The 15,141-nt window shown below is 50.6% G+C and carries 17 protein-coding genes; 5 read left to right on the top strand and 12 right to left on the bottom strand.

The genetic code is table 11. The features are described from left to right. The first annotated feature begins 135 nt into the window (after positions 1-135). Genes BMW55_RS11390 through BMW55_RS11380 form a run of 3 tightly spaced genes read left to right on the top strand, consistent with a single transcriptional unit; the run spans position 136 to position 2,843 of the window. Positions 136-948: an SGNH/GDSL hydrolase family protein gene (locus BMW55_RS11390; RefSeq protein WP_089969207.1), complete on the top strand. Its 813-nt coding sequence runs from the start codon at positions 136-138 to the stop codon at positions 946-948. Further along, positions 938-1,867, top strand: a complete 930-nt coding sequence (locus tag BMW55_RS11385; protein WP_089969204.1) for an ABC transporter ATP-binding protein — start codon at positions 938-940, stop codon at positions 1,865-1,867. The genes BMW55_RS11390 and BMW55_RS11385 overlap by 11 nt, the downstream gene beginning before the upstream one ends. Beyond that, positions 1,860-2,843 carry an ABC transporter permease gene (locus BMW55_RS11380; protein WP_089969201.1) on the top strand — a complete coding sequence of 328 codons (984 nt, stop codon included), beginning with the start codon at positions 1,860-1,862 and terminating at the stop codon, positions 2,841-2,843. The genes BMW55_RS11385 and BMW55_RS11380 overlap by 8 nt, the downstream gene beginning before the upstream one ends. A gap of 82 nt (positions 2,844-2,925) precedes the next feature. On the opposite strand, the gene ilvE is transcribed toward BMW55_RS11380, so the two are convergent. From ilvE to BMW55_RS11345, 7 genes are all read right to left on the bottom strand, one after another. Then, a complete protein-coding gene (gene ilvE / locus BMW55_RS11375; protein ID WP_089969197.1) occupies positions 2,926-3,831 on the bottom strand; it encodes a branched-chain-amino-acid transaminase in 906 nt (301 codons plus the stop codon). Positions 3,832-4,082: 251 nt separating this feature from the next. Then, entirely contained in the window at positions 4,083-4,967 is an 885-nt protein-coding gene (pheA, locus tag BMW55_RS11370) for a prephenate dehydratase (RefSeq protein ID WP_089969193.1), read from the bottom strand. Then, entirely contained in the window at positions 4,964-5,923 is a 960-nt protein-coding gene (gene thrB / locus BMW55_RS11365; protein WP_089969189.1) for a homoserine kinase, read from the bottom strand. Before thrB ends, pheA begins: the two co-directional genes overlap by 4 nt. Next, on the bottom strand, positions 5,910-6,986 hold the full coding sequence (gene thrC, locus BMW55_RS11360; protein WP_089969185.1) for a threonine synthase: 1,077 nt from the start codon (positions 6,984-6,986) through the stop codon (positions 5,910-5,912). Before thrC ends, thrB begins: the two co-directional genes overlap by 14 nt. A gap of 80 nt (positions 6,987-7,066) precedes the next feature. Then, a complete protein-coding gene (locus BMW55_RS11355) occupies positions 7,067-7,510 on the bottom strand; it encodes an ACT domain-containing protein (protein ID WP_089969181.1) in 444 nt (147 codons plus the stop codon). Between the two features lie 261 nt (positions 7,511-7,771). Continuing rightward, positions 7,772-8,620, bottom strand: coding sequence for an SDR family oxidoreductase (locus tag BMW55_RS11350; RefSeq protein ID WP_089969178.1), 849 nt, complete (start codon positions 8,618-8,620; stop codon positions 7,772-7,774). A gap of 185 nt (positions 8,621-8,805) precedes the next feature. After that, complete coding sequence (locus BMW55_RS11345) at positions 8,806-9,813, bottom strand: aldose 1-epimerase (protein ID WP_089969432.1); 1,008 nt, start codon at positions 9,811-9,813, stop codon at positions 8,806-8,808. A 380-nt stretch (positions 9,814-10,193) separates the two neighbouring features. Here BMW55_RS11345 and BMW55_RS11340 point away from each other — a divergent pair, with 380 nt between their 5' ends. Further along, positions 10,194-10,667 (top strand): low molecular weight protein-tyrosine-phosphatase, encoded by a 474-nt coding sequence (locus BMW55_RS11340; protein ID WP_089969176.1) that lies wholly within the window; start codon positions 10,194-10,196, stop codon positions 10,665-10,667. Positions 10,668-10,852: 185 nt separating this feature from the next. Continuing rightward, positions 10,853-11,728, top strand: a complete 876-nt coding sequence (gene purU, locus BMW55_RS11335; protein ID WP_089969172.1) for a formyltetrahydrofolate deformylase — start codon at positions 10,853-10,855, stop codon at positions 11,726-11,728. A gap of 118 nt (positions 11,729-11,846) precedes the next feature. Here purU and obgE read toward each other — a convergent pair whose 3' ends face one another. The 5 genes from obgE to rplU form a co-directional block, all read right to left on the bottom strand. Next, positions 11,847-13,151: a GTPase ObgE gene (gene obgE / locus BMW55_RS11330; RefSeq protein WP_089969169.1), complete on the bottom strand. Its 1,305-nt coding sequence runs from the start codon at positions 13,149-13,151 to the stop codon at positions 11,847-11,849. 25 nt (positions 13,152-13,176) lie between these two features. Beyond that, on the bottom strand, positions 13,177-13,902 hold the full coding sequence (locus BMW55_RS11325; RefSeq protein ID WP_170839892.1) for a Spo0B domain-containing protein: 726 nt from the start codon (positions 13,900-13,902) through the stop codon (positions 13,177-13,179). 100 nt (positions 13,903-14,002) lie between these two features. Continuing rightward, positions 14,003-14,314: a 50S ribosomal protein L27 gene (gene rpmA, locus BMW55_RS11320; RefSeq protein ID WP_089969162.1), complete on the bottom strand. Its 312-nt coding sequence runs from the start codon at positions 14,312-14,314 to the stop codon at positions 14,003-14,005. A 43-nt stretch (positions 14,315-14,357) separates the two neighbouring features. Further along, positions 14,358-14,690 carry a ribosomal-processing cysteine protease Prp gene (locus tag BMW55_RS11315; protein WP_089969159.1) on the bottom strand — a complete coding sequence of 111 codons (333 nt, stop codon included), beginning with the start codon at positions 14,688-14,690 and terminating at the stop codon, positions 14,358-14,360. Next, positions 14,690-15,001 carry a 50S ribosomal protein L21 gene (gene rplU / locus BMW55_RS11310; RefSeq protein ID WP_089969156.1) on the bottom strand — a complete coding sequence of 104 codons (312 nt, stop codon included), beginning with the start codon at positions 14,999-15,001 and terminating at the stop codon, positions 14,690-14,692. Before rplU ends, BMW55_RS11315 begins: the two co-directional genes overlap by 1 nt. Positions 15,002-15,141: the final 140 nt, after the last annotated feature.

Raw genomic sequence — 15,141 nt, 5'->3', positions numbered from 1 at the left:
GGACTCCACGTGACTTAGGATTCCAAAACATCTGATCAGTTTGTGAACATGCCCGGAAAATGATTTTCATTTCACGACCATCCGTTTTACAATGGACTTGTTACCGCGCATTTATTTGAGAAAAGGGGATCAAACGTGAAACCGCCAAAACGAACCTTAAGGGCTTTCATTACCATCGCTTCCGTCCTCTCCTTATTCCTGCTCCTATCCGGTTTTATGCTGGCCGTTCAGGAAGTCATTCGGCCGAATAAAAGCCCTGCCACTGCCAAAGCAAAACCAAAATTGGCCTCTATTCAAGCAGGCGGCATGCTGGTCGGCCTGGGAGACTCCTTGACAAGAGGAGTGGGAGACTCCTCCGGGCAGGGATATTTCGGTATTGTGAAAAAGAATTTACAGAAAGAAGCGGGATCCTCGTTTAGCGCGATCAATCTTGCCATCAGTGGTCAAACTTCTTCCCAATTGGTTAACCAAGTAAAACAAAGCAGAGTCAAAGAAATCGTCAAAAGCGCTGACTGGATCACGATCACCATCGGGGGGAATGATTTATTCCGCTCGAGCGGCCGTTTTGAAAAAATCGATGAACAAGCGGCAGAAAAAGGCCGGCTTGCCTATGAGCAAAATTTGACGGTAATTCTGAAGGAATTGCGCAACCAAAATCGGGAAGCCGTCATCTTTCTGTTTGGTCTGTACAATCCGTTCGGCGATCTTCCCGACGAAGAAAAATCCTCCCGGTTGGTTGGGGAGTGGAATGAAACCATGCAAGAAGTCTCCGGGCGCTTTCAGCGGGTGGTGGTCATTCCGACCTTCGACCTCTTTCAGCTAAAACCCAAAGAGTATTTATACAGTGACCATTTTCATCCCAACCAGCAGGGTTACGAACGAATGGCCGAGCGCCTGCTGCAGGTGATTCGGGATTCCGGGGAGGGCAAGGCAACAGATGCAGACTGAAACTCACACGGTTCTATCCGTACAAGGATTGTCGAAAACGATTGGTCAACGTGAAATCGTGAAGAACGTATCCTTTGAAGTGAAGGCTGGTGAGATTTTCGGATTTCTCGGTCCCAACGGCGCGGGCAAAACGACGACCATCCGCATGCTCGTCGGGCTTACCCGTCCCACGAAAGGAATTATCCGGATCGGTGGTTACGATCTCTCCAAACAGTTTTTGCAAGCGATTCGCCAGGTCGGCTGCATCGTGGAAAATCCTGAACTTTATCCATATCTCACCGGAAGAGAAAATTTGCAACTGTTCGCACGGATGACAGAAGATATTCCCCCGGCCCGGATTGAAGAGGTTGTCCGGCTGGTCGAGCTGCAGAACCGAATCGACGATCCGGTCAAAACATATTCCCTCGGGATGAGACAACGGCTCGGAATCGCCCAGGCCCTTTTGGGCAAACCGCAATTGCTCATTCTGGACGAACCGACCAACGGTCTTGATCCGGCAGGGATCAGGGAGTTGCGGTCATTCATTCGCCACCTGTCACGCGAAGAGGGAATCAGCGTGTTCATCTCCAGTCACATTTTGCATGAGGTCCAACTGATGTGCGACCGGGTAGCCATTATCAGTCAGGGAGAAATCGTCAAAACAGGACGTGTCGATCAGCTGGTGGGAAGCCATGCCAAAGTGGAATGGATGGTGGAACCCCATCACGCCGGAGTGGAGAAATTGCGCGGGCTCCCTTACATTACACAACTGGAAGTGCTGAACAACGGGCGAGTGCTCGTTCACATGCCGATGGAAAAAATCGCGGAGACCAATCAGGCGCTCGTCGCCGAACAAATCCAGGTCAGCGGAATTCGCCCGTATCAACAAACGCTGGAAGACATCTTCCTGGAGATGACGGGAGGGAACTCGATTGCATAACCTTGTCTACAACGAAATGCTGAAACTGGTTCGCAAAAAGCGAATACTCGTCATCACCCTGATTTTGCTTATTCTCATCCCGATTTTCACCTACGCCCAGTACCACACCACTCAAAACGCCATCAAACAATTGGGCACGTCCGACTGGCGCGCCATTTTGCAGCAACAGATTATAGACCAACAAAACCGTTTGGCTTCCAGCCGCGTGCCCGAAGAATGGAAAGAGTCAATCAAGCTGAACATTCAACAGCAGCAATACTATCTGGATAACAACATTAACCCGACCGCACCGGGTGCGCCTACCTTTATCCGCGAATTTGTGGAAGAAGCCGTTTCCCTGTTCCTTCCGCTGCTCGTTGTCATCCTGGCTGCCGACATCGTTTCATCCGAGCATTCGGGAGGAACGATCAAGCTATTGCTCACCCGTCCGGTACGCCGTTGGAAGGTGTTGCTGAGCAAATATCTGGCCCTTCTGTTAAGCGTCTCCTTTATGGTTGTCCTGACGGCTGTCATCGGCTATCTGGTTTCCGGCATGATCTTCGGCTATAAAGGATGGACGCTGCCCGTTTTGACCGGCTTTCAGGTACAGGGGGAACACCTGATCACCGATCACGTCCATCTCATTCCGCAATGGAAGTATATATTAATGGCTTACGGGCTGGCATGGTTTTCCTGTCTCGCTGTCGGAACCGTTTCCTTTATGGTATCCGTACTCGTCAGAAGCACCGCCTCCAGCATGGGCATCATGCTGGCCGCCGTCATTTCCGGAAGCCTGCTGGGACAATTGGCTCCCAACTGGAACGCCCTGAAATACCTCGCCTTTACCAATTTGCGCCTGACCGACTACTTGGAAGGAGAGCCCATCCTGGTAGAGGGAATGAATTTACCTTTTTCCCTCACGGTCTTAACTGTCTGGTCAATCACATCCTTAATCGTCGCGTTCGGGGTTTTCACACGTCGGGATGTGTTGGCTTGAGACAAAAATGCTCAAAAAAACAACGGCCAGCGACCCGAAAATCAGGAAGCTGGCCTGTTGTGTTTGGTCATTGAAACATCGGTTAAACGGTGGCGGCCGGTGCATCTGAATAAACTTGCACACCGTCCACTTTTACCAATTTGTGAAACTCCGCCATCAACTCTTTCGCAATCGGTCCGGGCAACCCGTTTCCGATCTTTCTTCCATCCACATCGACAACGGAAATCACTTCCGCCGCCGTGCCGGTGAGGAACACTTCATCAGCCACATACACATCATGGCGGGTAAACGGTTGCTCTTTCACTGTATACCCTTGTTTTTCAGCCAGTTCCATGATGACTCCGCGGGTAATCCCTTCCAGCGCTCCCAGATAGGTCGGCGGTGTATAGATCACTCCTCTTTTCACGATGAAGATGTTATCTCCCGATCCTTCCGTCACATATCCATGGGAATTCAGCATAATCGCTTCGGCAACGCCCGCCCGGTTCGCCTCAATTCTCACCAGGATATTATTGAGGTAGTTGAGGGATTTGATTTTCGGATCCAACGCGTCCGGAATGTTCCGGCGGGTGGGAACGGTAATGACAGAGATCCCTTTTTCAAACAATTCCTTGCTGAATAACCGTACCTGATCGACAATGATGATCACGTTGGCTTTTTCACAGCTGTCCGGGTTTAAAGAGAGATCCCCGACGCCCCTGGATACCACCAGGCGTATGTAGGCATCGCGGAGCCCATTTTTGCGGACGGCTTCGACAACGGCAGTCTCCATTTCCTCTATAGTATACGGAATATTCAGTAATATTGATTTTGCAGAATCATACAATCGCTCAATATGCTCTTTTAACCGGAAGATATTTCCGTCATATACGCGGATTCCCTCGAAAATTCCATCCCCGTAAAGAAAACCATGGTCAAACACGGAGACCGTCGCTTCTTCCTTTCGTTTATACTCCCCATTCATGAAAACCCAGCGGTCAGCAGTCATGTCAAGCACCCCTCTTTTTTTTAAATATGATGAAAAGCCTCCGAGCGCAGTTCTCCCCAAACATCAGAACCTGCCGCTGGAGGCTTTTATCCTCACGGTGTACACTGGACTCCCAGTGCTGATACCACTCGGACCAGACTCTTCCTCATTGAAGGTAAGACGGAACCCTAGGTATCCTTCTGACTAGATCCATCTTTTAGAAAACTTTGTTTTAAAGTATTATAAAGTTCTGATGTAAGATTGTCAATCTTTTATCTGCTTTTATATGTTGTCTGTAATGATTCTTTTTGATAACACGGGTAAGATCCCAACAGGCGAACCTGACACCCCAATGCTTCAATCTCAGCCAGCGCCCCTTGCATCAGCACATGCTCTTCCGCAATTTCCGCGTCAATCAGGAAGAAGTAATTCCCGAGCCCGGTCTTGGTCGGCCTGGACTCAATGTGGCAGAGGTTGATTTTCCGCCAGGAAAAAGCGGCCAACACCTGATACAAAGCACCCGGGTAATCGGAAGGAAGAGTGACCTGCACACTCGTTTTCAACTGGGAAGCGGGAAACGGCCACACTTTTTTCTGTTTGCCCACGGCGATGAAACGCGTATAGTTATTGGGGTGATCCTGAATTTGCTCCTGAAGGAGATAGAGCTGGTTCATCTCCGCCGCCCGCCGGGTTCCGATCGCCGCCCACGCCTCACCGGGATGATCCCGAATCAGCCTGGCTGCCTGTGCCGTGCTGTCCGTGTAGACGACCTCCGCAAGGGGATATTCTTTTCGCAGATGGAGTTGACACTGGGCGATCGCTTGAGGATGTGACAAGATGCGCACAAATTCATCCTTGCTCCGTTTCGCCTGTGCCGGATGAACCATCAGGCAATGCGCAATCGGGTAGATTAACTCGCCGATAATGGGTACATTGATGTGATGAACGAGCCAATCCAGCGTTGAGTTGACCGATCCCTCCAACGCGTTTTCTACTGGCACCACCGCCAGATCCGCAACCCCGCGATCCACGGCCGAGAGTACATCCGGAATCGCCGGATACGGAACCAGTTCAGCGGAAGGTTCGGGAAACAGGGTAAGCGCCGCTTCGTGGGTGAACGTTCCCTGGGGTCCTAAGTAGGCAACTGTTTCGATCATACTCCAACTCCTTTTGCGTTTCCCACGAATTTACTATGATTTGACTCTGATGTCAATCGGATGTATGCCCCTTTTCGGCAGGCTTTTAATTCGACGATCTCAACAGATACGCCAAGTTCCCTGAATTTTTCTCTAAAGTACGCTTGAATTCTCTCTTTTTCGCTGGCAAAGGCGATGATCGTCGGCCCGGCCCCGCTCAAAGCCACTCCCAGCGCTCCCTGGTCACAGGCATCGGACAACACCTCTTTTAAGCCGGGGACCAGCGCTTCCCGATACGGTTGATGAAACGCATCGCGCATGGCGGCTTTCAACAGGTCAAAGCGGCGGGTAAAAAGAGCGGCTACCAACAGGTTGGAGCGGCTGCTCGATAAGACCGCTTCCGCGCGGGAGTAGCTGTCCGGGAGAACTTCCCGTGCCCGCCGGGTGGAAAGAGGCTGGTTGGGGATGGCGGCCACCACGGGCAAGTCGGGCGGTTCACCACTGATCAGATAAGCTCGTTCACCGTCCCAGGTGCCCACCACGACTCCTCCGTACAGGGACGCTCCCACATTATCCGGATGCCCCTCCCACTCCATCGCCATCTGCAACAAGTCGTCCCGGTCCCAGGGAGATCCCAGCAGATGATTGGCCGCCACCAGCCCTCCCACGATCGCTGCGGCGCTGCTTCCAAGTCCTTTGGTCAAAGGAATCTCGCTTTTCATCCGCAGACTGAATGCGGGCAGCGAAAGCCCTTGTAAGGCAAAAGCCTTTTTCATCACCCGGATCACCAGGTTGTCTTCACCCGAAGACACCCCTTCCAAATTTTCCCCGACCGTTTCAACATGCAGCTGGTCAGCAGGAGAAAAGCTGAGTCGAAGGAAACGGTCGAGCGCCATGCCGACCGAATCGAAGCCCGGTCCCAGATTGGCCGTACTGCATGGAACAATCACTTCAAACCGCATGTCACACCGTTTCATGGCACAAACCTTCTTCTGCTTTGATTACATCCAAAACCGCTTTCTTCTCACACGGGATGACTTTGGGTTTTACTTCCACAGACTCCAGCGCCGTGGTCGGATCTTTCAAACCATTTCCCGTTAAGACACAAACCACTTTCAAACCTGACGGCCACTTGCCTTGAGCGCGCATTTTGATCGCTCCGGCCACTGAAGCGGCAGACGCCGGTTCACAAAATACGCCTTCCAGCCTTGCCAGTTTGCGGTACGCCTCCAGAATCTCCTCATCGGTGACCGAATCGATTGCACCCCCGGACTCTTGTGCCGCTTGCACCGCTGTTCTCCAGCTGGCCGGGTTTCCGATCCGGATCGCGGTGGCGATGGTCTCCGGTTGCAAAATGGGCTCTCCTCTGACAATCGCTGCCGCCCCTTCCGCTTCAAACCCCCACATCTGAGGAAGTTTGCCACTCTTTCCGGCCTGCCTGAACTCGACAAATCCCTTCCAATAGGCGGAGATGTTTCCCGCGTTGCCCACCGGAATCGCCAGGATATCCGGAGCTTCTCCCAACTGCTCGCATACTTCAAAAGCGGCTGTTTTCTGACCCTCGATCCGGTAAGGATTCACGGAGTTGACCAAGGTGATCGGATACTCCTCCGTAATCTCCCGAACGATGGCCAGAGCCTGGTCGAAGTTTCCCTGGATCGCCAGCACCTCTGCCCCATACATCACCGCTTGCGACATTTTACCGAGCGCGATATGCTGATGCGGCACGATCACGTAACACTTGAGCCCCATCTTCGCCGCATAAGCCGCGGCAGAAGCGGAAGTATTCCCGGTTGAGGCGCACATGACCGCCCGGCTGCCCTCTTCTTTTGCTTTGGCAATGGCGACCACCATTCCGCGGTCTTTAAACGAGCCGGTCGGATTGGCTCCCTCCCACTTGAGGTAAAGGTCCAGTTCAAGCTCCTCCGACAGTTTTTCCGCACGGATGAGCGGCGTCTCCCCTTCAAAGAGCGTAATCAACGGAGTCTTTTCTGTTAAGGGCAAAAACTCCTGGTATCTCTCTAAAATTCCTTTTCTCACCCTGATTTCTCTCCTTTGTGCACACTCCCGGCTGCTGGAAGATTCAAATAAAACCAAGAGCGAAAAGTTGAATAAAAAAATTACTCACCTGTTCCGACCACAACCACCCGGCGAACGCCGCTCAGGCCTTTCAGGCTTTCCAACACTTCATTCAGCTCTTTGTTCATTTGACTGGTATCTACCGACATCGACACATTGGCTTCTCCCTGCAACGGAATCGTCTGGTGAATGGTCAGCACATTGGCTTCGGAAGCGGCCAAAAAGCCGAGTACCCTTGACAAAACTCCGGCCCGGTGTTCCAGGATCATGGAGATCGTCACAATCTTTTCCTTCACCATCTGGTTAAACGGAAACACACTGTCTTTATACTTGTAAAACGAACTTCGGCTGATGCCCACATGTTCCACAGCTTCCTGAACCGTTTTAACCATGCCTGTTTCCAATAGTTTTTTGGCTTGCAAGGTTTTTTGAATCGCTTCAGGCAGCATCTCCACCCTTACCAATACAAACGGATCTTCCTGCATCCCTCTGATGTCCTCCATATATGAACAGTTGTTAAACCATTGCGGACATTGTACAACGTGAAAGCGCTATCAAGCAAGACTTTTTTTGCACAATAAGCGAGGAGCGCATCCACGCCGACACATAAAACAAGATCGCCCGGGCTGACGGGCGATCTTGTTCCAGCGAACGCTGAGGTTGTTTTCTTGGGCATCGGTTGATTCCCTTTACGAATAATGAATCACTTCGGAAATCCTTGGCCCTGCTTCAATCATTTATTTTATTCATACCCCCGAGTATGCCAAAAAACCACCATCAACCGGCACGGTTATTCCCGTTACAAAGCCTGACATATTTTCATCTGCCAGCCATAACAATGTGCCCAAGAGATCCTGAGGGGTACCAAATCTCCGCATCGGAGTATGTGATAAAATTTTGTTCGACCTCTCAGTTAAGGAGCCATCTTCATTCGTTAACAGTTTCCTGTTTTGCTCTGTCAGGAAAAAGCCGGGGGCGATCGCATTGACTCTGATTCCTGCTTCAGCCAAGTGTACCGCCAACCATTTCGTCAAATTCTCGATTCCAGCCTTCGCGGCACTATACGCCGGAACTTTCGTCATGGGACTGGGAGCGCTCATGGAAGAGATATTGATCACAATGGCTCCTTTTTTATGGATCATTTTCCGCGTGAATACTTGGGTCGGGATAAGCGTTCCCAGTATATTCAAGTTGAAGACAAAACTGAATCCTGCTGTGCTTAAATCGAAAAATGTCTTCACTTCTTTGTTCCCGAGATCCTCGACTTTTAACGTTTCATGGGTTGTGGTTCCTTCCGGATGGTTTCCGCCCGCACCGTTGATCAAAATGTCGCAGGTTCCAAACTGTTCCGAGATGATGGTCTCAGCCCGCTTTACGCTCTCCGCATCTACCACGTTACAGGGGACGGCGATGGCTTCCCCCCCTGATTCCCTGATGTGTTGCGCAACCCGTTCACCCTTTTCCGCATTTCTATTCAAAATAGCGATCTTGACTCCGTGCCTTCCGAGCTCTTGCGCCATGGCACTGCAAAGAACTCCGCTTCCGCCGGTAATCACCGCAACTTTTCCGTTTAAATTCTCATTGATCGGCAGCATGGGCTTCCTCCTGTTTTGCTCTTTTTTAGTTCCGGATCCGCCTTAAAAAGGTGTCTTGCCCGTCGATCCAATTTGAGGATGTTGAATAACCACACCGGATCCCCCGTTTTTTAATCACGAATCAGCCATTCCTGCTTCTCCTCAAGCAGGTTGGCCGTAATGATTTCGTTTCCGTTTCCTAACCATTAAAATTTCTCTGGAAAAATTCGCGATGTTTCAGACCACGACTCTCCACCATCCAGGATCACCATTCCGGTTTGCTCTGGAGGCAGATTCAGATTGGGAGCATTCACCATATTGGTTTGAGGCTCCGGGCAGATGAATCCGCTCTTGGCATCATGGTTATAAATCATCCAAAATTTAAATTTCGTTCCCACATCATAAACCAACCTTACTTTTTCTTTCAGATCGGTCAGCACCATGCGATTGTGTCCGTCTTGTGCCTCGGCAGTATAATGATTGTCCAAAGGGGCAAAGAATGGGGAAATTCCTTCCCTCTTCATCTTCACTTCTTCCGGAGTAAGAGGCAAAAACCTGCCTGTCGGGAGCATGCGGTCCGACAGCTCGATTCGTTTGCCAATCGTCAATTTCAGCAAACAGTCTTCCATCGTACTTTCCGGTGCAAAGGGAGCGTTGATCGCTGTGTGAAAGCCCAACATGCAAAGCATGGGGTCTTTTCCCGTGTTGGTTACCGTGATTCGCTTGGTCAGTCCGACACCTGACAATTCATAACGCAAACGAATCTCAAAAAAATGCGGAAAATATGAAAAAATTTTTCCGCCCGGCTCATTTACGATGATCAATTCCGCATAAACCGCCTCTTCCGACTCGCCCATTGAATAAATTTGCCATGGTTGATCATAAAGGAATCCATGGATATGGTTTTGATTCACCTCTTCATTGACCGGCCATTGATAACTTCTTCCCGACAGGCGAAAACGACCGTTTTCATATCGGTTCGGGGGGAACAGTACGGGGATCCCGTGCAGAATTGCCTGCTTTTTAAATGAACTCATTTCTTCCAACGCAGGTTCCCGAATAAAACGGTAATCCCGCTCGATGTCTGCAAAAGAGACAAGATTCCCGCCGATCTCCGGCAATATCACAGCCGAATACGGGTAAAAGGTCATTTGAATGGCTTTTTCTCCATTAAAGGTCGTTTTCCCTATACCTTGATGCGAATTTCGGCTCATTCCCATCATTCATCTCTCTTTCTACTGGAAATAGGACGATCCGCCAGTTCAATGGTGGTTAACGGGGGATCGGGTTGAATGCAAACCAGATCGAGCGTCGTATTCCCTGACAATTTTGAGATGGAGTTCTGAAAAAAGATTTATGTGAAAATTGCAAATACAGGGGTGCGAACTGTTAATTTTATTGTGATTGATATTTTCTAATAAATCAATTCTTTCGCGACGGTATCAGTGATATTCGTCCGTCTCTTTAACATCGGCAAAAGACAAACTACCGCTGAACTCTTACTTTCCGGGGCTGTTACCCGGCAAGGCCCCACTTATGTTAAGATATGTTTGCTGCCAACATCGATTTTTGATCAACGGAAGGGAGACGGACTATGCAAATTTCCGTACTGTTTGTGTGCCTGGGCAATATCTGCCGTTCCCCGATGGCGGAAGCTGTTTTCCGCCATTATGTGGAACAGGAAGGTCTTTCCGGCAAAATCCGGGTCGATTCTGCGGGAACCGGCAATTGGCATATCGGTGAACCCCCCCATCACGGAACACGCAATAAATTAAAAGAAAAAGGGATTTCGTACGAAGGGATCCGCGCCCGTCAGGTGAGGAAAGACGATTTCGATGAATTTACTTACATCATCGGCATGGATGAAAGCAATATCGCCAGCTTGCGCAAGCTTGCCGGGAGTCAAGACGCTCACATTTACCGTTTTGTAGACTTGATTCCCGGAACCACGTATCGGGAAGTGCCCGACCCTTGGTATACGGGAGATTTTGATGAGACATATCAGCTGGTATCCGAAGGATGCCTCGAACTGCTTAAGATGATCAAACGTGAACACAAATTAAACTGAACAAAGCCCACAGCTTTCGTATGACGAAAAGCTGTGGGCTTTCGCTTGACCCGGTCGAAGATTCGCTGATTCTCTCGACATAAGGTGAAAGGTGTAGTAAAATCGCTCTTAAAAACATTCAGCATGATCATGATCAATCCCACAAATCGCAGATCAATATCACATCATAGAGGAGAAAAACATCGATGAAAATACATACACACGGAAAAGATTTGGGAAGACTGCTCATCTGCTGTGCCGATCAACCCGGGATTATTGCTGCAGTGTCCCGATTTTTGTTTGAACAAGGAGCCAATATCGTGGATTCGGATCAATACACCACGGACCCCCATGGCGGCTTCTTTTTTATGCGGGTGGAATTTCAATTGGAAGAGCTCATCCCGCGACTTGAACCCCTGCGGGAACGATTTGCCCGGATCGCGGTCTCCTTTGATATGGAATGGCGAATCACTCCCGCGGCCAGGAAACAAAGAGTGGCTGTTTTCGTATCCAGGGAAGACCACTGTTTGCGGGAAATTTTGTGGCGCTGGAACATCGGGGAACTGCATGCCGACATTTCGATGGTGATCAGTAACCACCCGGACATGGAAGCCATTGTCGCTCCTTTCGGGATTCCCTATCACCATGTGCCGGTCAGCAAAGAAAGCCGCGAACAGGCTGCCGACATTCACCTGGAACTGCTGAATCAAGCCGGGATTGATACGATTATCCTGGCCCGGTATATGCAAATCATTCCCGCGCGCATCATCGACCGGTACCGCAATCAAATCATCAACATCCATCATTCGTTCCTGCCGGCCTTTGTAGGTGGAAAGCCCTATCATCAGGCTTATGAGCGGGGGGTAAAAATCATCGGCGCCACCGCCCATTATGTAACTGAAGAGCTGGATCAAGGCCCCATCATCGAGCAGGATGTCCAACGGGTGAGCCATCGCCATCATGTCGAAGACTTGAAACGGATCGGGCGCGACTTGGAGAGGATCGTGCTGGCCAGGGCCGTTCAGTGGCACTTAAACGACCAAGTGCTGGTGCACGGAAATAAAACGATTGTGTTTCCGTGAAGTTGTACCGTCCTCTCCGGCTCCGGCAACTCGGGATTCTCCGGGGAACCGGCAGCATAATTACCGATTGCAAGTCTGGACAACAGGAAAGATCAAGCGTTCCGTTTTGGTTTACAAGTTAAAAATCCGCTGCATCAGTCAATTCAAATTCCAGCTCGCCGATGCGGATCGTATCTCCGTCTTTGGCACCCCGTTCCCGCAAAGCATCTTCGACTCCCATTTTTTTAAGGGTGTGGGCAAAACGCAGAATGCTGTCATGATAATTGAAATTGGTCATGTGAACCAGCTTTTCAATCCGTTCCCCTTCGACGACATAGACTTCATTTTCACGGCGAATGGTGAACGCGGGTTTCTCTTCTTCCGCTTTATAAATTTTGCGCGTGGCGGTAAACTCCTGTTCCATGACAGGTTCCGCCGGACCTTCTTTTTCCACTTGATCGAGAAGGTCGGCAACGGCAAACAATAGCTCGCGCAATCCTTGCCGGGTGGCCGCGGAGATCGGGTACACGGGAACATCGGGCCCTACTTGTTCTTTAAAAAGCTCCAGGTATTCTTCCGCATCGGGCAAGTCCATTTTGTTGGCAGCGACAATCTGCGGACGAAGTTCCAGGTCCTGCCGGTACAGTTTGATTTCTTCGTTGATTTTCTGCCAGTCTTCATACGGGTCGCGCCCTTCGGAGCCGGCCATATCGATCACATGGACAAGAACCTTGGTCCGCTCCACATGGCGCAGAAACTGATGACCGAGCCCCACTCCTTCGTGGGCCCCTTCAATCAGGCCGGGGAGATCGGCCATAACGAAGCTCCTGCCGTCCTCCACTTGAACCACGCCTAAATTTGGCACAATCGTGGTAAAGTGATAAGCCCCGATTTTCGGCCGGGCGGCGGATACAGCAGCGAGGAGGGTGGACTTGCCCACACTCGGGTAGCCGATCAACCCCACATCAGCGAGGAGCTTCAGTTCGAGATCCACCCAGCGTTCCTGCCCCGGTTCACCGTTTTCCGCGATTTCCGGAGCCGGGTTGACAGGCGTGGCAAAGCGGATGTTGCCCCGGCCTCCTCTCCCGCCGCGGGCAATGACTGCGCGTTGCCCATGCTCGGTCAGGTCAGCGATCAGTTCGCCTGTATCGGCATCCCGAACCACGGTTCCGGGAGGAACTTTCACGATTTTATCCTCCCCGCCGGCTCCATGCTGTGACTTGGAACGCCCATTTTCGCCGCGTTTAGCCTTAAAGTGCTTTTGATAACGAAAATCCATCAGCGTGCGGAGTCCCTCATCCACTTCAAAAACCACGTCTCCGCCACGACCGCCGTCTCCTCCTGCAGGGCCGCCGAAAGGCACGTATTTTTCACGGCGAAAGGCCACCATCCCGTTTCCGCCATCGCCGCCCTTCACGTAAACTTTCACTTTATCTACAAACAATTTTTCCCACCTGCCTCAACTTCCGTCACGATGTCAACTGAATTTGGATTCCCTTGTTCCCCGCGAGGAGAGCACACTCCCCGTTCCACTTTTTAATATGATTCCGCAGCTCTTCCCACTCATGCGGCGAAATGTCCGAACGGATCAAAGATGAATCATCGCCGGAGATCTCAATGGTTACCAAAGCATGCTGCTCCTCCCTGCGCAAAGACAGTCGCAAGTGCGTCCAGTCCGGATGATCCCGCGTCTGCTTCTCCAGCCAGGGAAACACTTCTTCGATCATGCGAAGAAGACGTTCATGATCTTTGGGATCGGGTAACGGTTTTCCTACCTGAACATCAATCTCCCATTGAAGGTAACGGTCATCCAAGGTTAACAGAGCCACTGCCAGAGGCGGATAGGAAATTTCTGAAATCATCCGCTCATCGGCCGCCTTCTGCACCAGTTTTTGCAGGTAGGCTGTAATCCGCTCCTGCTTGTTCATCGCCTGGTAACCCATCAACACTTGTATATGATTCATCCAATCGTGGCGCCTGCGGCTGAGGATGGATCTGATCCGTTCCGCCTCCCTGAGCATCTGTTGTTCGGTTCGTTTCTTGTGAGAGAAATAGATGCCTCCCCATAAGGCGATCATGGCAGCGAAAAAGAATAAAACCGCCCCCATCCATTCAAATGGTTGAAACACCCAACCCACGAGGATGACGATCGTCGGGCCAAACGGCTTGACAAGATGCAGGAAATCTTGCCTCACATCTATCTCTCCCATCTCTATGTACTTATCGACCTTTATTCTACAGGAATTGACGGGAAAAGAAAAACCCTGGCAATGCCAGGGCTGCTTTTTTACCCGATTAAGCTTCGACCGTTGCAGCAGCTTGAGCAACAGCTGCCGGGTAAATGCTTACGCGTTTTTTGTCGCGACCGAAACGTTCAAAGCGCACAATTCCGTCTGCTTTGGCAAACAGAGTATCGTCACCGCCACGGCCTACGTTCAAGCCGGGGTAGATTTTGGTTCCGCGTTGACGCACCAGGATATTACCGGCGGTAACAAATTGACCGTCGCCACGTTTTACGCCGAGACGTTTGGAAATGCTGTCACGGCCGTTTTTTGTGGAACCTACCCCTTTTTTAGAAGCGAAGCATTGAAGATTGAGTTTAAGCATGGTTTCCACCTCTTTCTACTGGTAATAACGTGATTTTATATCGCTATCGTTCGATCATTTTCACATAATCAGGATACTCATCAGCCATGTTTCGAAGCGAAACGGCCATGGCTTCCATGAGCAAGCGGATCTTGGCGATTTTCTCGGGGTCATCCAGCCCCTTCGGCAAGCGGCAATCCACTTTGCCATCACCGTCATCATCCGCATGCACTTGCACGCCAAACATCTTCTCGATGGCATTGACCATTCCGATGGAGATGCCGGATACAGCGGCACAGACGATGTCCCTTCCGTACTCGCCGTAGTTGGCATGCCCGGTGATAAGCACCCGCTCGACCTCGCCCTGCCCGTCTCGCTCTACTTCTATCCGAATCATCAGGCTTCGATGTTTTCGATCACGACTTGGGTAAATGGCTGACGATGACCTTTTTTCCGTTTGTAGTTCTTTTTCGGTTTATATTTAAACACGATGATTTTTTTCCCTTTTCCGTGTTTAACGACTTTGCCGGTTACTTTTGCTCCTTCTACGTGCGGAGCACCGACTTTTACTTCACCGTCTTTGTTCACGAGCAACACTTTGTCGAAAGTGACCGTGTCGCCTTCTTCGGCATGCAGCTTTTCGATGAAGAGAACAGCATCTTTCTCCACGCGGTATTGCTTACCACCAGTTTCGATTACAGCGTACATTTACAATCCTCCTCAATAGAGACTCGCCACAACAGGAAAGGCCGGTGCGGCCTGTTTACCGATCCTGTTCATGAGCGGTGACAGTCAACAAAGAGAATCTTAGCATAAAGAGGACAGATTGTCAAAAGGAAGTTTGTGGA

The organism is Lihuaxuella thermophila, from assembly GCF_900110165.1.
Classification (GTDB): Bacteria; Bacillota; Bacilli; order Thermoactinomycetales; family Thermoactinomycetaceae; genus Lihuaxuella; species Lihuaxuella thermophila.
This window is presented reverse-complemented; position numbering and strand designations above follow the sequence as displayed.

Bases quoted from the DNA above. Each gene is read 5' to 3' on its own strand.
- BMW55_RS11340 (WP_089969176.1), top strand. From the start codon at position 10,194: ATGCAAATTTCCGTACTGTTTGTGTGCCTGGGCAATATCTGCCGTTCC.
- thrB (WP_089969189.1), bottom strand. From the start codon at position 5,923: ATGAAACGGTGTGACATGCGGTTTGAAGTGATTGTTCCATGCAGTACG.
- pheA (WP_089969193.1), bottom strand. From the start codon at position 4,967: ATGATCGAAACAGTTGCCTACTTAGGACCCCAGGGAACGTTCACCCAC.
- rpmA (WP_089969162.1), bottom strand. From the start codon at position 14,314: ATGCTTAAACTCAATCTTCAATGCTTCGCTTCTAAAAAAGGGGTAGGT.
- ilvE (WP_089969197.1), bottom strand. From the start codon at position 3,831: ATGACTGCTGACCGCTGGGTTTTCATGAATGGGGAGTATAAACGAAAG.
- rplU (WP_089969156.1), bottom strand. From the start codon at position 15,001: ATGTACGCTGTAATCGAAACTGGTGGTAAGCAATACCGCGTGGAGAAA.
- BMW55_RS11315 (WP_089969159.1), bottom strand. From the start codon at position 14,690: ATGATTCGGATAGAAGTAGAGCGAGACGGGCAGGGCGAGGTCGAGCGG.
- BMW55_RS11355 (WP_089969181.1), bottom strand. From the start codon at position 7,510: ATGCAGGAAGATCCGTTTGTATTGGTAAGGGTGGAGATGCTGCCTGAA.
- purU (WP_089969172.1), top strand. From the start codon at position 10,853: ATGAAAATACATACACACGGAAAAGATTTGGGAAGACTGCTCATCTGC.
- BMW55_RS11345 (WP_089969432.1), bottom strand. From the start codon at position 9,813: ATGAGCCGAAATTCGCATCAAGGTATAGGGAAAACGACCTTTAATGGA.
- BMW55_RS11350 (WP_089969178.1), bottom strand. From the start codon at position 8,620: ATGCTGCCGATCAATGAGAATTTAAACGGAAAAGTTGCGGTGATTACC.
- BMW55_RS11385 (WP_089969204.1), top strand. From the start codon at position 938: ATGCAGACTGAAACTCACACGGTTCTATCCGTACAAGGATTGTCGAAA.